Origin of the sequence: Alcanivorax sp. DP30 (assembly GCF_009882945.1) — a bacterium.
GTDB lineage: Bacteria > Pseudomonadota > Gammaproteobacteria > Pseudomonadales > Alcanivoracaceae > Alcanivorax.
In genome coordinates, this window is record NZ_WTUY01000004.1 from 613,106 (window position 1) to 635,098 (window position 21,993).

General features: G+C 54.9%; 15 protein-coding genes. 5 read left to right on the forward strand and 10 right to left on the reverse strand.

What is annotated here, in order from left to right; genetic code table 11:
• Positions 1–41: 41 nt before the first annotated feature.
• The gene (locus GQF00_RS09140; RefSeq protein ID WP_161318844.1) at positions 42–1,856 is read left to right on the forward strand and encodes an acyl-CoA dehydrogenase C-terminal domain-containing protein; all 1,815 of its coding nucleotides are present in this window, start codon (positions 42–44) and stop codon (positions 1,854–1,856) included.
• A 133-nt stretch (positions 1,857–1,989) separates the two neighbouring features.
• On the opposite strand, the gene GQF00_RS09145 is transcribed toward GQF00_RS09140, so the two are convergent.
• Both GQF00_RS09145 and GQF00_RS09150 read right to left on the reverse strand, forming a co-directional pair.
• Positions 1,990–3,171 (reverse strand): hypothetical protein, encoded by a 1,182-nt coding sequence (locus tag GQF00_RS09145; protein WP_161318845.1) that lies wholly within the window; start codon positions 3,169–3,171, stop codon positions 1,990–1,992.
• Positions 3,172–3,437: 266 nt separating this feature from the next.
• Positions 3,438–5,036, reverse strand: coding sequence for an isocitrate lyase (locus tag GQF00_RS09150; RefSeq protein ID WP_161318846.1), 1,599 nt, complete (start codon positions 5,034–5,036; stop codon positions 3,438–3,440).
• A gap of 571 nt (positions 5,037–5,607) precedes the next feature.
• Between GQF00_RS09150 and GQF00_RS09155 the strand changes: the two genes are divergently transcribed.
• The 3 genes from GQF00_RS09155 (at position 5,608) to GQF00_RS09165 (ending at position 8,444) form a co-directional block, all read left to right on the forward strand.
• Positions 5,608–6,981: a wax ester/triacylglycerol synthase family O-acyltransferase gene (locus tag GQF00_RS09155; RefSeq protein WP_161318847.1), complete on the forward strand. Its 1,374-nt coding sequence runs from the start codon at positions 5,608–5,610 to the stop codon at positions 6,979–6,981.
• Between the two features lie 178 nt (positions 6,982–7,159).
• Positions 7,160–8,047: a D-hexose-6-phosphate mutarotase gene (locus tag GQF00_RS09160; RefSeq protein ID WP_161318848.1), complete on the forward strand. Its 888-nt coding sequence runs from the start codon at positions 7,160–7,162 to the stop codon at positions 8,045–8,047.
• Between the two features lie 193 nt (positions 8,048–8,240).
• Positions 8,241–8,444 (forward strand): cold-shock protein, encoded by a 204-nt coding sequence (locus GQF00_RS09165; protein ID WP_011590014.1) that lies wholly within the window; start codon positions 8,241–8,243, stop codon positions 8,442–8,444.
• A gap of 332 nt (positions 8,445–8,776) precedes the next feature.
• Here the strand turns inward: GQF00_RS09165 and GQF00_RS09170 are convergent, their stop codons facing one another.
• From GQF00_RS09170 to GQF00_RS09185, 4 genes are all read right to left on the reverse strand, one after another.
• The gene (locus GQF00_RS09170) at positions 8,777–9,367 is read right to left on the reverse strand and encodes a transposase (protein ID WP_237440447.1); all 591 of its coding nucleotides are present in this window, start codon (positions 9,365–9,367) and stop codon (positions 8,777–8,779) included.
• A gap of 150 nt (positions 9,368–9,517) precedes the next feature.
• The gene (locus GQF00_RS09175; protein ID WP_161318849.1) at positions 9,518–10,183 is read right to left on the reverse strand and encodes a M48 family metallopeptidase; all 666 of its coding nucleotides are present in this window, start codon (positions 10,181–10,183) and stop codon (positions 9,518–9,520) included.
• A gap of 203 nt (positions 10,184–10,386) precedes the next feature.
• Positions 10,387–13,494, reverse strand: coding sequence for an efflux RND transporter permease subunit (locus GQF00_RS09180; RefSeq protein ID WP_161318850.1), 3,108 nt, complete (start codon positions 13,492–13,494; stop codon positions 10,387–10,389).
• The gene (locus GQF00_RS09185) at positions 13,491–14,621 is read right to left on the reverse strand and encodes an efflux RND transporter periplasmic adaptor subunit (protein WP_161318851.1); all 1,131 of its coding nucleotides are present in this window, start codon (positions 14,619–14,621) and stop codon (positions 13,491–13,493) included. Before GQF00_RS09185 ends, GQF00_RS09180 begins: the two co-directional genes overlap by 4 nt.
• 373 nt (positions 14,622–14,994) lie before the next feature.
• Here GQF00_RS09185 and GQF00_RS09190 point away from each other — a divergent pair, with 373 nt between their 5' ends.
• Positions 14,995–15,732 (forward strand): transporter, encoded by a 738-nt coding sequence (locus GQF00_RS09190; RefSeq protein WP_161318852.1) that lies wholly within the window; start codon positions 14,995–14,997, stop codon positions 15,730–15,732.
• An 86-nt stretch (positions 15,733–15,818) separates the two neighbouring features.
• On the opposite strand, the gene GQF00_RS09195 is transcribed toward GQF00_RS09190, so the two are convergent.
• From GQF00_RS09195 to GQF00_RS09210, 4 genes are read right to left on the reverse strand one after another with little or no spacing between them, the layout of a single operon-like run.
• Positions 15,819–17,969, reverse strand: coding sequence for a hypothetical protein (locus GQF00_RS09195; RefSeq protein WP_161318853.1), 2,151 nt, complete (start codon positions 17,967–17,969; stop codon positions 15,819–15,821).
• An 11-nt stretch (positions 17,970–17,980) separates the two neighbouring features.
• Positions 17,981–19,288, reverse strand: a complete 1,308-nt coding sequence (locus GQF00_RS09200; RefSeq protein ID WP_161318854.1) for a hypothetical protein — start codon at positions 19,286–19,288, stop codon at positions 17,981–17,983.
• Positions 19,289–19,290: 2 nt separating this feature from the next.
• Positions 19,291–19,929, reverse strand: a complete 639-nt coding sequence (locus tag GQF00_RS09205; RefSeq protein WP_161318855.1) for a hypothetical protein — start codon at positions 19,927–19,929, stop codon at positions 19,291–19,293.
• A gap of 36 nt (positions 19,930–19,965) precedes the next feature.
• Positions 19,966–21,615 (reverse strand): hypothetical protein, encoded by a 1,650-nt coding sequence (locus tag GQF00_RS09210; protein WP_161318856.1) that lies wholly within the window; start codon positions 21,613–21,615, stop codon positions 19,966–19,968.
• Between the last annotated feature and the right edge of the window lie 378 nt (positions 21,616–21,993).

Here is a 21,993-nt window from a genome sequence, read left to right on the forward strand (position 1 = left end):
TTCTTTATGACAGCCTGACTGATTCTGACGAGGGATTTCCCATGCCGAATTACAAGGCCCCCGTGCGCGATATGCGCTTTTTGATGAACGAAGTATTTGATTTCGAAAGCCACTACAAGTCGCTGCCCAACGGTGAAGATGCGACTCCGGACATGGTGGAAGCGATCGTTGGCGAAATGGCCAAGCTGTGTGAGAACACCATCGGCCCGCTGTACCAGAGTGGTGACGAAGAAGGCTGTACCCTCAAAGACGGCGTGGTGCATACCCCGAAAGGCTTCAAGGAAGCCTACGCAGAATTCCAGGCCGGCGGCTGGCAGGGTCTGAGCCACCCGGTGGAGTACGGCGGTCAGGGTCTGCCCATGTCCCTGGGCCTGATCAAGCAGGAAATGATGGCCACCGCCAACTGGTCGTTCTCCATGTACCCGGGTCTGTCCCTGGGTGCCATGAACACCATCCAGCTGCACGGTTCCGAAGAACAGAAGCAGGAATACCTGGTACCGCTGACCGAGGGCACCTGGGGCGGCACCATGTGTCTCACCGAGCCGCAGTGTGGTACCGACCTGGGTCAGGTAAAGACCAAGGCCGAGCCGCAGAAAGATGGTTCCTACAAGATTTCCGGCACCAAGATCTTCATCTCCTCCGGCGATCACGACATGGTGGAAAACATTGTCCACATCGTGCTGGCTCGCCTGCCTGACGCACCGAAAGGCACCAAGGGTATCTCCCTGTTCATCGTGCCCAAGTACCTGCCGGGCAAGATCGGTGAAGACAATGGCGTGAGCGTGGGTTCCCTGGAAAAGAAAATGGGCATCAAGGCTTCCGCCACCTGTGTGATGAACTTCGACGAAGCCACCGGCTTCCTGATCGGTCCGGAGAACAAGGGCCTGGAGTGCATGTTCACCTTCATGAACACCGCCCGTCTGGGTACCGCCATGCAGGGCATCGCCCACGCCGAGCTGTCTTATCAGGGCGCTCTGCCCTACGCGAAAGAGCGTAAGTCCATGCGTGCCCTGTCCGGCAAGAAAGAACCGGATGCCATCGCCGACAGCCTGATCCACCACGGCGACGTGCGCCGTATGCTGCTCAAACAGAAGGCCATCGCCGAAGGCGGCCGTGCCATGCTGTACTTCTCTGCCCAGTACGCCGACAACATGATTTCCGGCATCCTGGAAGACGATATGGAGAAGTACGAGCACTGGGACAGCGAGCTGGGCTTCTTCACGCCGATCCTGAAAGGCTTCCTTACCGAGAAGGGTCTGGAAGTGGCCAATGACGGCATGCAGGTGTTTGGTGGTCACGGCTACATCAAGGAACACGGCATGGAGCAGATCGTGCGTGATGCGCGTATCTCCACCCTGTACGAAGGCACCACCGGCATTCAGGCACTCGACCTGCTGGGCCGTAAAGTGCTGCTCACCACCAAGGGCAAGTGTGTCCGTGACTTCACCAAGAAGCTGGTGGATTTCGGCACCAAGAACCTGCGTGATCCCAAGCTGCGTCCGTTCGCCTGGAAGCTGCTGAAGATTGCCGCCGAGTGGAACTACCTGACTACCCGCATCATGCTGGTAGCCGCGAAAGATCGCGACATGGTCTCCACCGCCAGCTACGACTTCCTGATGTACAGCGGCTACGCCATGATGGCGTACTTCTGGGCCATCCAGGCGGGCGTTGCCAAGGACAAGCTGGAGAACGGTGGTAACGAGCCGGCAGAATTCTACAAGGCCAAACTGGCCACTGCGGAATTCTACTTCGAGCGCATGCTGCCCAGCGCCAAAGGGCATGCGGACGCTGCCCTGAAGCCGACCCGCAGCATCATGAAGCTGAAGGCTGAAGACTTCTCGTTCGATTACGAGTAAGGGGAATGATCGGGCGTCAGCGGTCTGACGTCGGATGCTAAAAAAAGGGCGACCTTCGGGTCGCCCTTTTTTATGGTGATTTGCGGGTGAGAGTGGCATCACTGCGTTACTCGATCACCGGCTCAGAGGTGAGCTATTCCAGTTTACCCTCAATCATTGCCAGCAACGTATACCAGTCCCCCTGCCTTGTCTCGACCGGAAACTGTCGCTGCAGGAACGTGTGCAGTTGTTTGTCCGAGTCATAACGGCGCAGGGTGTCCGGATCAAGGCAGGCGAGCAGCCTGATTTCCAGAATCACCTGACTCTGATTTCCCTGCATCATGGCCAGCATGAGTTTCTGGGTCGGCGTAACCCGGGAATTCCCGTTTTTCTCGTCGTAGTCCATGCTGTAGACCAGCAACTCCTGCGCTTCTTGGCAATTGCTTGCGCTCGAAGACAGGGACGAAAGAATATAGCCCTTGTATTTGCTGTCCGGCGTTTCCTTTACAAAGGCCCAAACTTTTTTCCGGTTTTCCCCGGTAAGCAGCGTTGGTTGGTCTCTAAGCAGGTTGGAGACAAACAATTGCGTCAAACTTACCGCGTCGGCAGACCAATTCTTCGCGTAACCATAAGAGGTAAAAAGTGCATCGAGCGCGGCCTCCGGATCCCGGTTTTCCAGAATGTCGGAGCGGGTTCGATGATAAATCGTCAATCTCTGGGTTTTGTAATCCCCATCTTCCAAACCTGACAATAGATCGAGCGCCTGGGGAAAGTAGTCCAGTGCCTGATCCTCAAAATCTCTCCGCGCCGTCTTGTCATGGATTCTTCCACGAAAAAAAGCGGCTGCGTCACTATACAGTGCTGCCCACTCCACGCTGTCTTTTGCACTGGCGGGCTTTAGCTGCTGAAAAACGGCCCACTTCAATTCGATAATCTCGTTATACGGCACCCAACCTTTCAGGCTGGTCAGAGTGAGAAATTCCGGGATCATCCAGAATTCACCGGTGAGGTGTTCCGCCGCTTTTTTTGCCTCCCCCAGCATTCCTCTTCGGCTTATATCGCCGCGATCTTCAAATCGGTTGAACATCTCCGAATACAGCCTTGCCATATACGTCGATGACAAAACGAGGTCTGCATGGCTGACGGCAGTTTTTGCTGCCTGATTGTATTTTTCACATGCTCCGAAGCGCTGCTCCTTCAGTTGTTCCAGAGGCAGGGCTTTAATCTTGAGGACATAGTTCCTGCATTGCTCATGCAGCGTTTCCATTTCTGAAGCCACTACCGGCATGAATGCCAGTGATAACAAAACCACAATCGCTAAATTTTTCAACTTCATCCACCCAACATCCCTATCAAAGTCACTCTATTTTATTCTGGAAAAATTAACTCACGTTTTTCCCATTCGACAGCAACCTATGCAACGGGCCACGGCTTGCCAAACGGCTGACACCAGAGACCGAGAAGATCATTGTAGAGGTATGCTTGTGTTTAACGCCCGGCACACACCCTGCATGATGGCTTCCCCTTCATATTCGCGAACAATAAAAAAGCGGCCCCCTTTCGGGGGCCGCCTTTTACACTAACCTTGAGCGTGTTCGAGACTTAGTGGTTCTCGAACTGACCCATGGTGTTGTGCTTACCACCAGCTTTCAGAGCAGCTTCACCAGAGAAGTACTCTTTGTGGTCATCACCGATGTTGGAACCGGCCATGTCCTGGTGCTTCACGGTAGCGATACCGCGACGGATTTCCTGACGCTGAACACCAGCGGCGTAGGCCAGCATGCCTTCTTCGCCGAAGTAACCTTCTACCAGGGTGTCGGTAGACAGCGCGGCAGTGTGGTAAGTCGGCAGAGTGATCAGGTGGTGGAATACACCAGCTTCACGGGCAGCATCACGCTGGAAGTTCTGACACCACTTGTCTGCTTCGGTAGCCAGATCAGAGTTGTCGTAGTCAGCGCTCATCAGACGGTTGCGGTCGTAACCGGATACGTCTTTGCCTTCCTTCTCCCAGGCATCGAATACCTGCTGACGGAAGTTCAGGGTCCAGTTGAAGGACGGGCTGTTGTTGTACACCAGCTTGGCAGACGGCTCTTGTTCGCGGATGCGATCAACCATGCCCTTGATGTGCTCGATGTTCGGGGTCGGAGTCTCGATCCACAGCAGGTCAGCGCCGTTCTGCAGGCTGGTTACACAGTCCAGAACAACACGGTCGATGTTGGTGTCGCGACGGAACTGGAACAGGCCGGAAGCCAGTTTGGTCGGCTTGATCAGCTTGCCAGCAGTCTTAACCAGAACGTCACCGTGAGCAACGCTGGACGGATCGGTTACTTCTTCGCCTTCCAGGAAGGAGTTGTACTGGTCAGCCAGATCACCTTCTTCAGTGGAAACAGCGATCTGCTTGGTCAGGCCAGCACCTTCGGAGTCGGTACGGGCAACGATCACACCGTCGTCAACGCCCAGCTCGAGGAAGGCGTAACGTACAGCATTGATCTTGGCCAGGAAGTCAGAGTGAGGAACGGTTACTTTACCGTCCTGGTGACCACACTGCTTCTCGTCAGAAACCTGGTTCTCGATCTGGATGCAGCAAGCACCCGCTTCGATCATCTGCTTGGCCATCAGGTAAGTGGCTTCCGGGTTACCGAAACCAGCATCGATGTCAGCAATGATCGGCACAACGTGAGTTTCGAAGTTGTCGATCTTGGCGATGATTTCGGCTTGCTTGGCAGCGTCGCCAGCGTCCTTGGCATCGTCCAGGGCACGGTACAGGTGGTTCAGTTCCCAGGCGTCAGCCTGCTTCAGGAAGGTGTACAGCTCACGGATCAGGTCAGCAACAGAAGTCTTCTCGTGCATGGACTGATCAGGCAGCGGACCGAACTGGGAGCGCAGTGCAGCAACCATCCAGCCGGACAGGTACAGGTAACGACGCTTGGTGCCACCGAAGTGCTTCTTGATGGAGATCATCTTCTGCTGACCGATGAAACCGTGCCAGCAACCCAGGGACTGGGTGTACAGGCTGTTGTCAGCATCATAGGCAGCCATGTCTTCACGCATGATCTTGGCGTTGTACTTGGCGATGTCCAGATGCGTGTTGAAACGGTTTTGCAGACGCATGCGAACAGCAGATTCCGGATTGATATCTTTCCAGGTGCTGTTGGCACCAATCACGGAGCTAAGTGCTTCGATATCTTTGGTGTATGACATGGTGAACCTCTGATATTAAAAATTGGTTTATCGATACCGGGGAGGGGCAACCCTGTTCATGTCATGACATGCCGGTCTACCGATGCCGCGCATTCTAGACCCGGTCGACCCATAAACATAATCAATATGATCTATTTTCGGTATTCATAAGATGAATATATAGCCAATCCCGGCCTTTAACCTTGCCTGGTGTGGCCGGGGCGAAGGCCGCTGGATGCAGGTATCCCGCCCAGACAGCTCTGCCCAGCGTTCTGACGTGACCTGTAAGTCAGCGTCAGCATCTTCGCCAAACCCCGGATTATGGGCCGCCCGAAAACCTCGTCCAGGGCGACGAAATCCACTCCCAGCTCGCTGAACTTCCTTCAAAAACATCGACCACTGAGACAGCCCCGACGCTTCTCCATAACGCCGTCATATTAGATGCCGAGACACAGTGACCCCCGCGCCCCTTTGCTACTATGATCGTCTCTGCACAGCGATTACGCCCAAGGTTGGCATGGAGAGTGCATTTCACGTCCAATAGACAGTCTGTGTACATGGAAATACCGATAAAGATAAGGAACGAGACTTTATGAAAGCGCTAAGCCCGGTGGATCAGTTGTTCTTGTGGCTCGAGAAACGCCAGCAACCCATGCATGTGGGTGGGCTGCAGTTGTTCCATTTCCCGGAAGGCGCCGGCCCCAAGTACGTCAGTGAGCTGGCGGAACAGATGCGTGAGTACAGCAGTCCCGTAGCCCCTTTTAACCAGAAGCTGACCCGCCGCCTGGGACAGTACTACTGGACCGAGGACAAGCAGTTCGATATTGATCACCATCTTCGCCATGAAGCGCTGCCCAAGCCCGGTCGTATTCGTGAGTTACTCTCGCTGGTATCTGCCGAGCATTCCAACCTGATGGATCGCGAACGCCCGCTCTGGGAAACCCATCTAATCGAAGGTATCCGCGGCCGCCAGTTTGCCCTTTACACCAAGATCCACCACTCCGTGGTTGATGGCATATCCGCCATGCGACTGGGCATGCGTGCCTTATCCAGCGACCCGGAAGAGCGTGACCTGCCACCGGTATGGGCCTATCAACCCAAAAAGCGGGGCCGCTCCCTGCCCAGCAATCCGGTGGATGTGGCTTCCAGCCTGGCTCGCCTTGGCGCAGGACTGAGCAAACAGGCCGCCACCGTCCCCGGGCTGGCCCGCGAGATCTACAAGGTCAGCCAGAAAGCCCGCAAGGACGAGAATTACGTTTCCATCTTCCAGGCACCGGACACCATTCTTAACCAGAGTATCACCGGTTCACGCCGCTTTGCGGCACAGAGCTTCAGCCTTTCGCGGCTCAAGGTCATTGCCCAGGCCTTTGGCTGTACCGTCAACACGGTAGTACTGGCCATGTGTGGCCATGCCCTGCGCGAGTACCTGATCAGCCAGCACGCGCTCCCTGATGAACCGCTGATTGCCATGGTGCCCATGAGCCTGCGTCAGGATGACAGTGCCGGCGGCAACCAGATCGGCATGATTCTGGCCAACCTGGGTACCCATATCTGTGATCCGGGTAACCGGATACGGGTGGTGCATGATTCCATTGAAGAAGCCAAGCAACGCTTCTCGCAAATGAGCCCCGAGGAAATTCTCAACTTCACCGCGCTGACCATGGCCCCCACCGGCCTCAACCTGCTCACGGGTCTTGCCCCCAAATGGCGGGCCTTTAATGTGGTCATCTCCAATGTACCGGGCCCCAAAGAACCCCTGTACTGGAATGGCGCCGAGCTCAAGGGCATGTATCCCGTCTCCATTGCGCTGGATCGCATTGCCCTCAACATCACCCTGACCAGCTACGTGGACCAGCTGGAATTCGGCCTGATTGCCTGCCGCCGCACCCTGCCCTCCATGCAGCGCCTGCTGGACTATCTGGAGCAGTCGATTCGCGAACTGGAGATTGCGGCGGGGATTAAGTGACAGGAGCGCGCTGAAAGTGAAAAGTTGAAACGCGGAACAGGGCGCCATTTTTTGCCATTGCCTGCCCGCGATTCACGGCGATGGCGCGGGCGCGGCCGTTCAAAACCGGGGACACACCACGCGCTTTTTCACTTTCAACTTTGAACTTTGAACTTTGAACTCGGACCGCAGGTAACGGATGACCTCATCAATCACGCAAATCACCCGTGGCGATCTTGCCTGTTGGCAGGTGCGTCATCGCGGCCAGACCCTGGTGATTGCCGAACAGGGTGCCCAGGTGCTGGAGTACCGACTATATAACGAGCCTCCCGTTATCTGGCTCAGTGAACAGGCCGAGTATCAACGCGGGAGCGGAGTACGCGGTGGTGTGCCGGTTTGCTGGCCCTGGTTCGGTGGGCTGGCATTCAATCCGGAACCCGTGCGCCAGCAATTTACCGTTACCGACGGGCCGGCCCATGGCTGGGTACGTACGCTGCCCTGGCAGCTGGCAGAGCAGGATCAAGACGAACAGCAAGTGACACTCATCTTCACGCCCGCTGCCGACAGCCTGCCTGAGGGAACCCCGGAGGTGGATCTGTGCCTACAACTGATCCTGGACGATGCCCTCACCCTCACCCTGATCAACCATAACCGCAGTGCTCAGCCGATCGCACTCAGCCAGGCACTGCACAGTTACTTCGCCGTCAGTGACAGCCGCAACGTGACCCTGCAAGGCTTCGATCAGAGCCCCTATGTGGACGCCATGGATCACTGGCAAAGCCACCGCCAAAGTGGCCCACTGACCTTCCGCGAAGAAACCGACAGACTCTACCTGCAACTGGGCCCAACCCTGCACATCGATGACCCTGACTGGCAGCGCCGTATCACTCTCTCCACCGTCGGCAGTCAATCTGCAGTGGTCTGGAACCCATGGGTGGAAAAGAGCCAGCGGCTCAGCCAGTTTGCCGATGATGCCTGGCAGAGAATGCTCTGTATTGAAACCGCCCGGGTGCTCGATGACATGCTTTTACTGGCTCCCGGAGAGCGTCACGAGATGTCTGTCAGATTTGTGACGAGTCCGCTATAACCGACTGATAACGGTCAATAAAAAGGGGTGGTGCTGGCCAAAAAAGGGGAGTAGAGTCGGAAGTGGCTGCGAATTATGGCCGGAGTTTGTGTTGGTAGTTGTCTTCCCTGCGTGAAGCTGAAGTTGTCTCCGAACACCCCATCATGGTTTGCAAGCAACACCCTAAGTAATAGATTTTGAGGTATAGATTCACATGGCTACTGGTACTGTGAAGTGGTTCAACGAGTCCAAGGGTTTTGGTTTCATTTCCCAGGACGATGGTGGTGCGGACGTATTCGTTCATTTCAGTGCAATCACTGGCTCGGGCTTCAAAACCCTGGCTGAGGGTCAGAAGGTTTCCTTCGAGATCCAGCAGGGTCCGAAAGGCCCTCAGGCTGCCAACGTAGTTGCTGAATAAGCGCTGCTCCGGCACACAAGAAAACCCGCTTCGGCGGGTTTTTTTGTTTTAGCACTCAACAACCCCCGCCAGCCCCCTAACTCCCCGCCTCTGCCGTAGGAGCGTCGGTTATTCGCTTCGCTCACCCCTTTCGGGGCCGCCTTGACAGACCTTCCTTCGCTGCGCTCGATGACGGCGCGATTCCAAACCAGGATCAGAACAAATAGGGTTCTAATTTCTGTGTACCCTTTGGCCTCTGTGGCCAATATCGCTTTTAAAGGGTTTTGGTGATCGCGCCGCGAGCGACGCTCCTACGGCGGGGAGGGGTTTCCCGTGTATGAGGTTATGGCTCTCTACAGCCAGACGGCATTCCAATAGGGATAAAAGCGGACGCTTGTTGTAATGCCTGCACGTAACGGGTTGGCAACGATATAGCGGGCTATCTGTACACGGTCTTCCTCTTCACGAAGAGCATGATCATGGAATCCCCGCTGCCAGATGGATTGCCCCATCGCTCTTGCTGTCTGGCTTTTCAGCATTCCGACTGTTTGTGACAGTGAATACTTGCCGGATAGAGACAACAGCCAATGAAAGTGGTCGGGCATGACCACAAAACACAGGGATTCACCCGCTCCGATATTTTCCATGGCGATGAAATTACGGCATAACAGCCTCGCAGCCTCTGTTTCATGAAACCAGGGAAGTCTGTTTCGGGTAACAGCAGTCACCAGATATTGTTGTTGCTGGATCGAGACACGTCCGCGTCGGAGCTTGTGTCCATGATGTAAGGAATCCATGAGCTCAAGGATGCTTGACGATGCTGCGCAGGGATAAGCGCCAAACGCTGAAAAAGGTGTAGGCAATACTCCAGCCTTGCCGTAGGAGCGTTCGCTTGCGGCGCGATCATCGAGCTTTTTTAGAAACGATGTTTGCACAGAGATCATCGGGCACGCAGAGAGTAGAACCTGCTTTCCTCAGTGAACTCTGTGCTCTCTGGGGTGCAATTGCTGTTGGTCTTGGTCTCGAATCGCGCCGTCACCGAGCGAAGCGAATAACCGACGATCCTACGCAAATGTATACGCCAGACGGTAACGCTACGGCTGGAACAGCGGTTGTTCGAGGATGGCCTTGCGGTGGCGCCAGTCGGGCATGCGGGCGTCCATGAGGGCGTGGAAGCCGGGACCGTGGTCCATGTGCTTGAGATGACAGAGTTCGTGCATCACCACGTAATCCAGCGCTTCAGGGGGGTAGTGCAGCAGCGCCATGTTCAGGTTGATGTAGCCGCGAGCAGAGAGTGACCCCCAGCGGGTGCGCATTTTCTTGATACGCAGGGTGGGCCGGGCAAAACCCTGTTGCTGAAACCAGTCAAACTGCCGCGCGATGCTGTGCTCAAACACCGGCTTTGCCTGCCGACGCATCCAGCCTTCCACCGCGGCGCGCACGGTGTTTTCGTCGTCCGGCTGCGCCACTCGCACCGACAAATAGCGACCACTGATCGCCACTCGCGTGCGCCCTTCACAGACATCCATCTGCAACGCCTCACCCCGCCAGGCCAGTACTTCACCATCCAGCCAGCGCTGGCGAGGACGGTCGGCCTGGCGCTGCTGCTGTTCAGCAATCCACTGGCGACGACTGTCCACAAATACCTGCACCAGCCGCAACGGCGCCCGCTGCGGTGCACGCACCTGCACACGGCCGTCTTCCAGAACACGCAGTTCCAGGCTGCGGCGTTTGCTGCGTATCAGTTCGTAGTCGGTCATGAATCAGCTACAAGCCTCAAGCTGCAAGCTAAAAGGCGCGGACAAACATTGTGGTTGCTTCCATGGCACTGCCCGCGACCAAGCCGATTGGAGCGCGGAGGAGATGACGTTCCGTATGGCCGCAACATAACCTCGCGTTGCAACTTGAAACTTGCTACTTGCAACTCAGTCCTCTCCATTAAAACGGGGTCGGGATCGCGCCGCTAGCGACGCTCCTGCTCCTGCGGTTGGCCCATCTCTTTATCCAGCTGCTGCTTTACTGCATCTGCGGGTGAGGCGTAGGGTGCCAGCCACTGGTACAGCACCGGGATAACGAACAAGGTTAACACGGTGGCGAACAACAGGCCGCCGAGGATAACCACACCAATGGTGAAGCGACTTTCTGCACCCGCACCGGTGGCCAACACCAGCGGAATGGCACCGAAGATGGTGGACACCCCTGTCATCAATACCGGCCGGAAACGCACGATGGCCCCCTGGTAAATCGCGTCTTTTACGCTACGCCCCTGATCGCGGAGCTGGTTGGCAAATTCCACAATCAGAATCCCGTTCTTGGCCATCAACCCCAGCAACATGATCATGCCGATCTGGCTGTAAATGTTCAGGCTGTCGCCGGTGACACTCATGGCCACCACGGCCCCGGCCAGGGCCAGCGGCACGGTGAGCATGATGATCAACGGATGGATCCAGCTTTCGAACTGTGCAGCCAGCACCAGGAACACAATCACCAGGGCCAGGGCAAACGTCACCAGGATCGCCGAAGACGAGCGCTGTAATTCTTCCGCCATCCCCTTGTAGCCAATCCGGGCGTCCAGCGGCAGGGTTTCATTGGCGGTTTTCTCGATGTATGCCATGGCACTGGCCATGTCATAGCCTTCGGCCAGGTTGGCTGACAAGGTGATGGCCGGCAGCCGGTCCACCCGGCGCAATTCCGGTGAATCCCCGGTGGTGCTGAGTTCCACCACACTGGAAAACGGCACCAGCTCGCCCCCCTCGCTGCGCAGGTAAATTGGCAATACATCTTGCGGGCCCTGGCTGGCACCTTCCTCGGCTTCCAGAATCACATCGTACTCGCGGCCGCGGTCCACATAGGTGGATACCGTGAGCGTGGCAAACATGGCTTGCAGGGTTTCCCCCACGTCGGTGGCATTGATTCCCAGATCCGCAGCCCGGTCCCGGTTCAGCGCCACATCCAGCTGCGGCTGGGTCTGTTCAAAATCCGTATCGATGCTGGTCAGGTTCGGGTTTTCCCGCATCCCGGCCATCAGGGTTTCGCTCCAGGCTTTCACCTGTTCGTAGTCCGGCCCGGCCACCACCACTTCCAGTGACTGGTCAAACGGACTCTGGCCCAGCCCGGGCGGGTTCACCGGGAAGGCGCGCAGGCCGGCGACCTGGGACAGCGGACCGCGAATGCTGTTAACGATTTCCTGCTGGGTGCGCTCTCGCTCGCCCCAGTCTTTCAGGCGCACAATGGTGAATGCCCGCTCGGCAACACCACGGAACCCAATGATTGCCAGTACCCGTTCGGCTTCTTCATTTTCCACCAGCGGCATGAGGATCTTTTCCAGTTGCCGGGCATGGTGCTCGCCATATTCCGTGGTGGAGCCCTGTGGGGCTGAGGCCGGAATAATGAATACTCCACGGTCTTCCGTGGGCGCCAGCTCCCGGGGAAGCTGGCGAAACAACAAAAGCGCAAAGGCACAAAGCAGCACGCAACCCAGCACCAGCGGCCACGGTGTATTCAGCGCCTTTTTTAACCCGGCCGCATAGCCTTGATTCAACCGATGCAGACCACGCTCCAGTGCATTACCCTGCCCTTGCTGTTCGCGCACGCTGTGCCGATGCAGCCAGCGCGAACTGAGCATGGGCGCCAGACTCAGCGCGACGATACTGGAGATAATCACGGCGGAGGCCAGGGTAAAACCGAACTCGCCGAACAGGCGACCCACGTTCCCGCCCATGAACGAAATGGGCACGAATACGGCCACCAGTGTCAGGGTGGTGGCCACTACCGCGAAGGCCACCTGCCTGGCGCCAAGGTAGGCAGCCACCAGACGACTCTCCCCTTCATCAATTCGGCGCTGGATGTTTTCCAGCATCACGATGGCATCATCCACCACCAGGCCGATGGCGAGAATCAGCGCCAGCAACGTCAATACATTGATGGAGAAATCCAGTGCGCCGAAGCCGATAAAGGCCCCCACAACGGAAACCGGAATCGTCACTGCCGGAATCAGGGTGGCGCGAAGATTCCCCAGAAAGGCAAAGATCACCGCGATGACCAGCGCCACGGAAATCCCCAGGGTGATCAGAACCTCGCGGATGGACGCACGGATAAACAGGGATTCGTCATAGTTGATATCCAGGCTGATGTCCGAAGGCAGGCTTTCCCGCACAGCCTCGATTTCAGCACGAACATTATCGGATACGGTTACGGTGTTGGCTTTTGACTGGCGCACCACGCCAAGACCAATGGCGGTCTGCCCGTTGGCGCGCAGTATCGAGTCATCATTTTCCACCCCCAGGGTCACGCGGGCCACATCCCCCAGGCGCAACAGGTAATCGCCGGAGCGGCGAACCACCAGGCGCTCAAAGGCAGCCACGGTATCCAGGCGATTGTCAGCCCGCACTGTGAAGGCACGGGATTCAGATTCCAGACGTCCCGCCGGCAGTTCCACATTATTACTGCGCAGGGCCTGCTCGATATCGGTGACCGTTATCTGGTTGGCAGCCATGCGTTGGCGGTCCAGCCACACGCGCATGGCGTACCGGCGCTCACCACCGATGATCACTTCGGACACGCCATCCAGCACTGCAAAACGGTCCACCAGGGAACGCTCGGCAAAGTCGGTCAATTCCTGCGGCGCCAGGGTAGTGCTGGTCAACGTTACCCAGATGATCGGACGGGCATCCGCATCGGACTTGGCAATCACCGGCGTTTCCGCTTCTTCCGGCAACCGGTTCAGTACCCGCGATACCGCATCGCGCACATCATTGGCGGCAATATCCACATCCCGATCCAGGGTAAATTCCGCGCTGGTACGCGCCGACCCCAGACGACTGCGCGATTCAATCTTGCGTACACCCTCCACCCCGGCCATGGCCCCTTCGATCACCTGCACAATCTGCGTGTCGATGACCTCAGGTGCCGCGCCGGCGTAATCCACCCGCACGGAGACTTCCGGCGGATCGATATCCGGGTACTCCCGCACCGGCAGTTTCATCAGGGCGCTGATGCCGAACACCACGATCAGCAAACTGATGACGGTGGCAAAAACCGGTCGCTTGATGGAGACATCCGACAGAATCATGCTGCCGCACCTTCTTTAGCTTCCGTTTCCTCTGCCGGATTCAGACTTGATGGATTCAACAGGGCACGCTGGCCCGGCAACAGGGCTTCCGGATCGTCGATCACATTGACTGCCTGGCCACTACCCAGCCGGCTGTGACCGTTGACGATCACATCCGGTTGCCCGCTCAGACCGCTGGTGATTTCCACCCAGCCATCCCGGCGTCCGCCCAGCGTCACCGGGTGGCGCACTGCCTGGTTTCCCTTGTCCACGGTAAACACATAGCTCTGCGCTCCCTGGGTAATGATGGCCTGTTCAGGCACCAGCAAGGCCGGTCGGCGGGCCAGCTGCACGGTAATGCGCAGGAACTGTCCGGGTAGCAGGGTGTTGCCGGGATTGTTGAGACTGGCCCGGGCAGTGAGGCTTCGGCTGTTGCTGTTTACCCGTGAATCCAGATGGGTAATCGATCCCTCGAACCGGGTATCGGGGAAGGCATCATTGCTGGCCAGTACTGCCAGGCCAACGGCCAGTTTGTCCAGAAAGCGCTCAGGCACCTGGAAATCCACTTCAATCTGCCCCTGGCTATCCAGGGTCGTAATGGGATTGCCGGTTTGCAGATAGGCACCGCCATCCACCTGGCGCAGCCCCAACACCCCGGCAAAAGGCGCACGGATGCTATGGTCATTCAGGTTGGCCTGGGCGGCCTCGCGATTGGCGCGGGCGGATTCCAGCGAGGTGCGGAAAGTATCCACTTCGGATTCGGATATGGCGCGCTTTTCCACCAGCTGCTGGCCTCGACGAAAATCATCCAGAGCGCGCTGGTATTCGGCTTCGGCACGGGCCAGATCGGCGCGGGCATTTCGATCATCCAGCGAAACCAGTAGCTCCCCGCGCTTCACTTTCTGGCCCTGCTCAAAATGGATCCTGGCCACCCGCCCTGGCACCTCGGCCAGCAACACCACAGCCTGGGCAGAGCGCGAGGTGCCTACGGCTTCGACCTGGTCAATCAGATCCCGCTCGATGCTTGGCGCCAGATTCACGGCAGTGGGTGGTCGTTGCCCGCGGGTAACCTCCTGCGGCGCCCACACCCACCAGACAGCCGCTACCACAGCAACAAGCAGCAGCCCCGCCGTTATTACTCGCCCCATGAAATTCTCCGTTTGATGATCATTGCCCAGTGAGTCTAGACATCAATTATGCAACTAATGCGTAGAGAGCGCGTTAGTGACAGCCAAATGTGAAGATAATTCAATGAAACACAACTGGCGGATGCAAACGCTGTTTCCCCCCGGAAGCCCGGGTACCGGTATCCGCTTGCCGGCACGCCTGGCGTGGCGAAACCCCATGTCGGGCTGCCTTTCGGAACGCGTCTATCGCAAGTCAGAATGTCATGGGCAAGACCCGCCGAACCTTCCAGCCTTTCCTAATCCCTTTGGCTAATAGGCGATAACCCTATCGACTGTTAGTGTGATGGCATTACGTCAATGCAGCCCATTTGGGTTCTTCAGGGAGTGAAGTCGCATGCGCTGGCTATTCAGCCTGGCTTTTTTGCCGGGCATTGTTCTGGCTGCCCCACCTTTTGAACGTCCCGGCCTCGGCCTGAATCCAGATACCCTGCAACAACACCGAATGGTGCTGGAACAGGGGCTGCCCGATGCCACCCTGGATCAACGTGGCAGCCCGGAAATCACCACTCTGGATTTCAACACCCTGCTGCGCTTGCGGGTGGTCAGCCGCATGGAAATCCAGGTGGGCATCAACAGCTACCGATACCAGAGATTTGAATCAGCCACTGACACTGGCGACCTGGACGGCCTTGGCGACAGTTCCATCGGCGCCAAGTTTGCCCTGTACCGGGGAGAAGTCTTCCGGGCGGCCCTGCTGGGCGGCATGTTGATGGATACTTCCAGTGACGGCTTCAGCGATGATGAAGACGGCAGCTTTGTGGCACTCAGTGGCGGCTGGTGGCTGGATGACCGTCATCAGCTGCAGTTGAGTGTGCGGCTCGACGACGACGGTACCGAATCCAGGACCACCGTGGTTCCCTCCTGGCATGCCCGACTCAACGATCAGTGGGCTGTGTTCCTGGATGCGGGTTTTACTCACAATCAGGACAATGGCGATGACAACCATCGCGCCGGCGGCGGCGTTACCTGGATGCTGACACCACAAGTTCAGTTTGACCTCTACGGCAGAGGCGCGCTGGAGTCGGACAGCGTGGATAATGAGGCAGGGCTGGGAGTAGCCATTGCGTTTTAGAAACGCAGACGCCAGCTCTTGCTGCCGTGGAGGTTAAAGAGTCGCCATGGCAGCAGGGGCTTCAACACAATGATTCTCGGTAATCATTATTCCTGTGGTAACAACCCAATGGTCGTTCTGATGCTGCCATTGGGGATAACAAGCTGTCCTAACCTGTCTGAACCGAAATAAACATCGGAGCTGACTACCTGACCAAGATCTGTCGGGGCAGGTGTAAGGCCTGAGATCCCATCTCCGAGGCGGGCTGCGGCGCTTCCCCCAAACACAATCTTGTTTGAAATTTCCAACTCGGGGCTTTCGCCATTGCCACCATGATTTCGTTCATACAATTCGATTTTGCTGTCTACGATGGCAAGGTCGCCGACGATATTGGCCAACCTGAGCTCTACGCCGGGGCGACCTGGTTCACTGATAGACCAGTAGGAGCCTCCTCCACTTGCCAGGACGCTATCCACGGTATCTGACAAAGGATAAAGTCGCATGGCAGCACTATATGCCAGATAATTTTCACCCGGCGGTGGGGGAGAAAGCCGGAAATTGATCCCCCCTTCCAGATTCAAATCCACATCTGCCACATGAACCTTGTCACTACCATCAGGCAAAGCCACACCGGCGAATTCTGCAGACAACTGCATCCGTGCCCGCGGAGACAGCAGATCGATACCACCCGCATAGGCTGAGGCATAACTGTCTGCCGGGGTATTCTTCAACCACACTCGCAGATCATCTGCCGCCAGCAGAAAGTTTGCATTCAACAAACCGATACCCATATTCACCGCCGGGTCCGTATCGGCAATCATGAAATGGGTACCTTTCGCCCAGTTTTCACCCTGATAACCTGAACCATCCAGCGTCTGTGTCATCAACAACAGATCAATCATGAAACCCTGATTTTCACTGTTTGAAGCAACATGAGACAGACTGCCACCGGGGTACATGGCAATGTTGGCATCAATATTCGCAAGCGTATAAATCAGACCCCAATTATAGGTTTCCGGCGCCATGGTATTTGAACTGACGGTAACCTGGTTTGAGTAAGCCAGGAGATTCCCGTCGCGTATGGCAGCCATAAGGGCACCGCTGCCAGTGCGATTCACCGCAGCGCTATACCCCCTGATCGTACCCACATCAAAGCCCAACATCTTGGCTCCACAGCCGCTGCCATGGGTCCCTTCACCCCAGCAGAGACCACCGGGGCCATTGCCTGCTGTAACCACGTCGAAAGTAATATTGGGGAAGTCAAAACCCAGGGGCACCCGCGTTGCGCCATTATGCAGGTTTATCCAGTCACCAAACTCGAGCAATACCTGCTCTCCCCCACCTTGACCAATTTGCCAACGCAAGTCTGTCGGCTTCACTGTGTCGCCCTGGTTCTTTTTGTAATTCCAGCCTACGCCAAAATTCAAACCCTGCGTACGAGCAGAAGTATCATACGCTCCACCGACTTCCGTTCCATCCCAGATTCCACCACCACGTACAACCAATTCAGTATCGTAAAGCGTTCCTTCCCAGCCAAAGTTGAGCATTCTCTTGTCATTGGCAGTCACCGTTGCCATGTCCTGGTCAGGATGGAATTTGTAAAGCAGATCAAAATTCAGCAAATAATTCACGTCACCAAAAATTCGCAAACCTTCGTTGGTAATACCAATGGAACCTTCCGGCATGTCCCAGACGAAATCCAGATTATCGAAGGTCAGGTTTGCGTGGTAATACCAGTTCTGCCGGTAAAACCACTTTGCATCGGTCAATGCGAAATAGAGCGAGGCGGGTTTGTTTGTCGTGTCATCAAAAAACAAGCCGCGATTCACCATTCGAAAATCCATACCGCCAACCAGTGCCCACTCCCCGAACGAACGGGAGGAATCCGAGAGCGTCATGGAGTTGAATGAAAAACGACTGATATCAAGGCGGCTATCAATACTCAGGTAGGCATCACCACTCACATCACTACCCACATCCACTTTCGTAGTCAGCCAGTTGTCTGCCGTCCCCGTTTGGGTCAGATTCAATGTATTGAGATACAGACCTTCAGCCTGACCCGCTGTTGGAGTATCCACCTGAATGGAGAATTGGTCAGCAGTAACGCCGGCCCCATTGAAATTGACTGTTACACCATCCCTACCTTGGACAGACGACATCTCACTTTCCGACATGGCTTCCAGTGCATAGGCCTGGGAAAAAAGCATCAAAAGGAAAATGAAATAACTTGATACTGTGGGAAGCTTAATTCTTCGCATTACCTTCCCCCTTAACAGAAGCGAGTGCTTCCGTGACAATTTTGTGCCGGCGTGAGATTAAACTCAGGATCCGTTAGCAGCAAACCTGGCGCACCAAGCAAAGCAATAGCTTCATCAACACCGCGATTGCCAAGATCTGCATTCGGGTTGTAAACATCCAGAAGCTTCACATTCGGCGCATTCAGCCACCACCCCGTATTGGCCGGTACTGAGTAAGCACTGTTACAACGCGGTGTAGCATAACCTGTATTACAGATATCAAACTCTGAACCGGTTAACTCCGAGTTAGGTGTAACCTTGCTATAACGGGGATAAGCAATAGGCTCTCGCTGAAATGACAGGAAAAAATCCGGTGTATCTTCAAATGTCATTTTATGAACATTTCTAAGATCCGTATTCATGCTTGCAAACACGGTGTCCATTACGGTTGCAGCAATACAAGCAATAGGGTTAAAAATCCCGCACGACCCACCAAAAATTTCCAATCTGTTTGTTTTGAGTTCAGCTGCCTGCAAACCTAGTGTCTGCATCCTTGTACCAGCCAGATCCTGGAAAAGTGCATCAGACAAATTTTCACCGCATGCATCTCTTCCGTTGTCATGTGTTCTGCCTGTACATCCTGTGGCAGTAACCGTAATCAAACTGACAAGGCGCGTTCTGATATCCATCGTTAGCGACAGTTCACTACCAAGGAAACCACTGACAGTATTGATTCCCGAATGACAACCCGCCGCGTTGGTGGCTCGCCCGGGAATACAGGTTGGTTCATAGGCGATGTTTTCCTGGTTAGTCGTGTTGGTGGTATAACGACGACCTGCGCTCATAGCCCCATCAGCACTTGCTGCACCAATCTTTATACCGGCCACTTCCCTCAGCGTCGGAGTACCATCGTTCTTGACGGCAACTTCAATATACGGACGAAGCAACGTAAAGAGACTCCCGGGCGCACCAAGATTTGTTCCATTTCGTCCCATCAACGACGCATAATCAATATCAATATCACAGCCAGCAAACCCCGTAAGGTGGTCATTGATACCACCACAGCCAAGCTGCAGCTTGGAAATATTCATATTCAGTTCAAGCCTTCCATTTAACCCCATACGATAGAAATCAAATGGGGAGGAATACTCGTTCGAGCCAGCCAATTCCGTTCCTGAAATATGGTCATTGAGTATCAGCCCTTGCCCTGAGATAGCCCTCATCTCGCTTTCTTCAAGTGCCTTCATTGACGAACTCGCCAATGTTTGCAGCGGGCATATCACTGTCATGAAAACCACGGAAACGATCATCCGGATAGTGAATTTTTTATTCTTTTTCATTTTCAGTATCCATACATTTTCACGTTACCATCGAACCGGATCTTTGCGGCTCCATCGATCCCGTTGGGTCCATCCGCCATTAACAGTCCGATGGCTGAGCCCGGTGTCATGTCTCTTAGATATCCTGGTGTTCCAGTCCCTGAATCATTGAATTCTGCAGCAACCTTACCCGCATGAAGAAACAACTCAGCATCCCCATAAAACGATTCTGAAGCCCCAAGGTCACTGTGGTCATAGCTGAGTTGGATTGCCGGTTTTCCATTGGGATCAAAACCTGAGAAGCGCGACAGACAATCTGCATCACACTTCCCAGATGCTGTTGAATCCATTCTTACGCCATCAACTCTCACTTCATTAAGGCTCATTAATCCGTAGTAATCCTTTACCACCAGCCAAGCGTTATCGACGCTATTGAATTGCAAGGCAAAACGGCAATCCGGTGTGCCAGATATTCCCGTCGATGGACATATATCCGGAATAATATTTCCCGCATTGTCTTGGGTTGCATTGATTAATACTTCGAGATTCAATGCGATTCCTTCTCGTGCCATCACACCCGAGAGAGCATCATCATCCAGTTCGGTTAGCTCACCTGATTTCCCCTCGCCACTGACCAGGAAAAGCAGGAGACCGGATATCACGTAAGCTAGCCTTATTCTCTTTAGCATCATTCAATCCTAGTATTGAGCACCAAGGCTGGTGAATCTGAATTCATTAATCATCAAGCCCTCAGCTCTGGAATCCCCCAAATTCGCAACACTTGTGTTAATTACAGGGATTGCGGTCGCGGAACCGGAACCAACGCCGAAGTAATACGCAGGATTTACCTTGTTTGCCGTGGTGAAATCTGTTCCAGCATTTATGCTGTATCCGCCACCATAGCCACAGCCGTAATCTGACCCTGATGACGGAGTACAGGAGGCTTGTTGACGGTAGTAACGGCCACCACCACCACGTGGTGTGTAGGCTCCACAGTTGGAACCACCCGGGCAGGTGTATTGACTTTGGCCTGGACGAACATCTACAGACGTCAGCATGAACGCCATGGCATTAAAATCTGAACAACCGGAGCACTTGCTGAAGAAGATGCCGTCCTCTGTGGAGTTGTAGCTATTCCTTTTAGCCACAATGTCTCCCATCGCATTGGTAATCGTTCCTGAGGACGGAACAGCAGGACAGCCTACTCCCTGACAGGGAAACCAATCCCCCCAGCGTGAGTATCCATGGGTTTTGTAATAGTTGGCTGGTACGGAAACAGCAGGCGTTGCACCATAGGTACTTTCAAGGATGGCAGCACGGGCGGTGGTATAACCTGCGTTTAGTGAATCAGAAACAGCAAGACTGTAGTGTCTTCGATATACCGCTAACTCATCAGGAATCGCATCAATCTGCAGGACAAAATTACCATCCTGAATTTCATTACCTGCCCCATCTTTAGGCACATCAATGGTTAACGCTTGATAAAATAACTGGCCTAACGGGATAAAGGCATCAACATTGCGGAAATGCAGACCTTCCTGATGATCAAAGGCAACCGGAACGCCCAGTTCATCGGACGATTTCCCGACCATTTGCCCCGCACTAAATCGAAAATCACCACGAAGTTGACTGTGATACATAATGGCTAAATTTTCATTACCCGGTTCCGTAAACTGAAAGAACCGAATAATGCTGTCAGCAGCATTACCCTGAATCAGGGTCTGGGTTTTTAACAATCCCTGATTTGTGCCAGCGCCAGGATTTTTGCCAGCCTCAATTTCGCCCCAGAATGAGAAACGGTATTCATCCTGTTCTGTCGGTGCCAGTAACTCGAGAACCGTCTTGGACGTTGAGGTATCACCGGTCCAGGTAACTACACCATTTCCAATCGCAGAGGCCGCACTTCCTTCGCCAGAATAATCCATGACTCGAAGCACATAGGGATTGTCATGTGCGGCAAAATCCGAGATTGTCCCGCCACGAGGACACCCCAACCCACCAAACCCCATATTGGCGCAGGCATCCATATTCCCGCCTGTTTCGGTCCAGTGCGTACCAGCACCAGTAGCAGAAACACTCAGGCCATACCATCGAAGGTCGCCACGTAAAAAAGTCGAAAAGGGATCCGCAGCACTCCCTACCTGTTCAAAGTAACTGGTGGGCTTGGTGAGCCAGCGAAAGTCTTCCCAGACAAACGCCATGCCTGCGCCACTGACGTCCGACATTGCAGCATCATCCAGGCGCTCAAGTGCTGTCATGCCGCTGAGAGGAAGCAGGGTGAGGGCGGCCACCAAGGCGATTGGGGCTGTGTTACACACTTTCCATATGCGTCGATGAGGCAATACCATCCCGCACTCTCCCGTTTATTTTGCTTATTCTTATTTCCTATCTGTTAACATTTGTTCATAGATGGTTTCTATAGTTCTACATAAATTGGCGCTAACCCGGCCATCCCGCAATTTCCATTAGGCGTTATTTTGTATACGCATTTTTATATTGTTGTTTTAAAAGGAAGTTCACCGTTTGTCCCAAGATGAGCGGAAAGGTCAGTTTTGGTTTTTTTGGGACAATCGTATGGAGGTAAGGCTTGGAAATGGGCTGGTTTCTGCCTGTTAGATCATTTCCACAGGGTGACTTGCGTTCCCCGCAGGGTTTTGCGGAAAACGGCCCGCCTTTTGCCCTCAGGTTCACTTTGTGGCAGGTGAGGTCAGCCTTTAAGAGTTCAA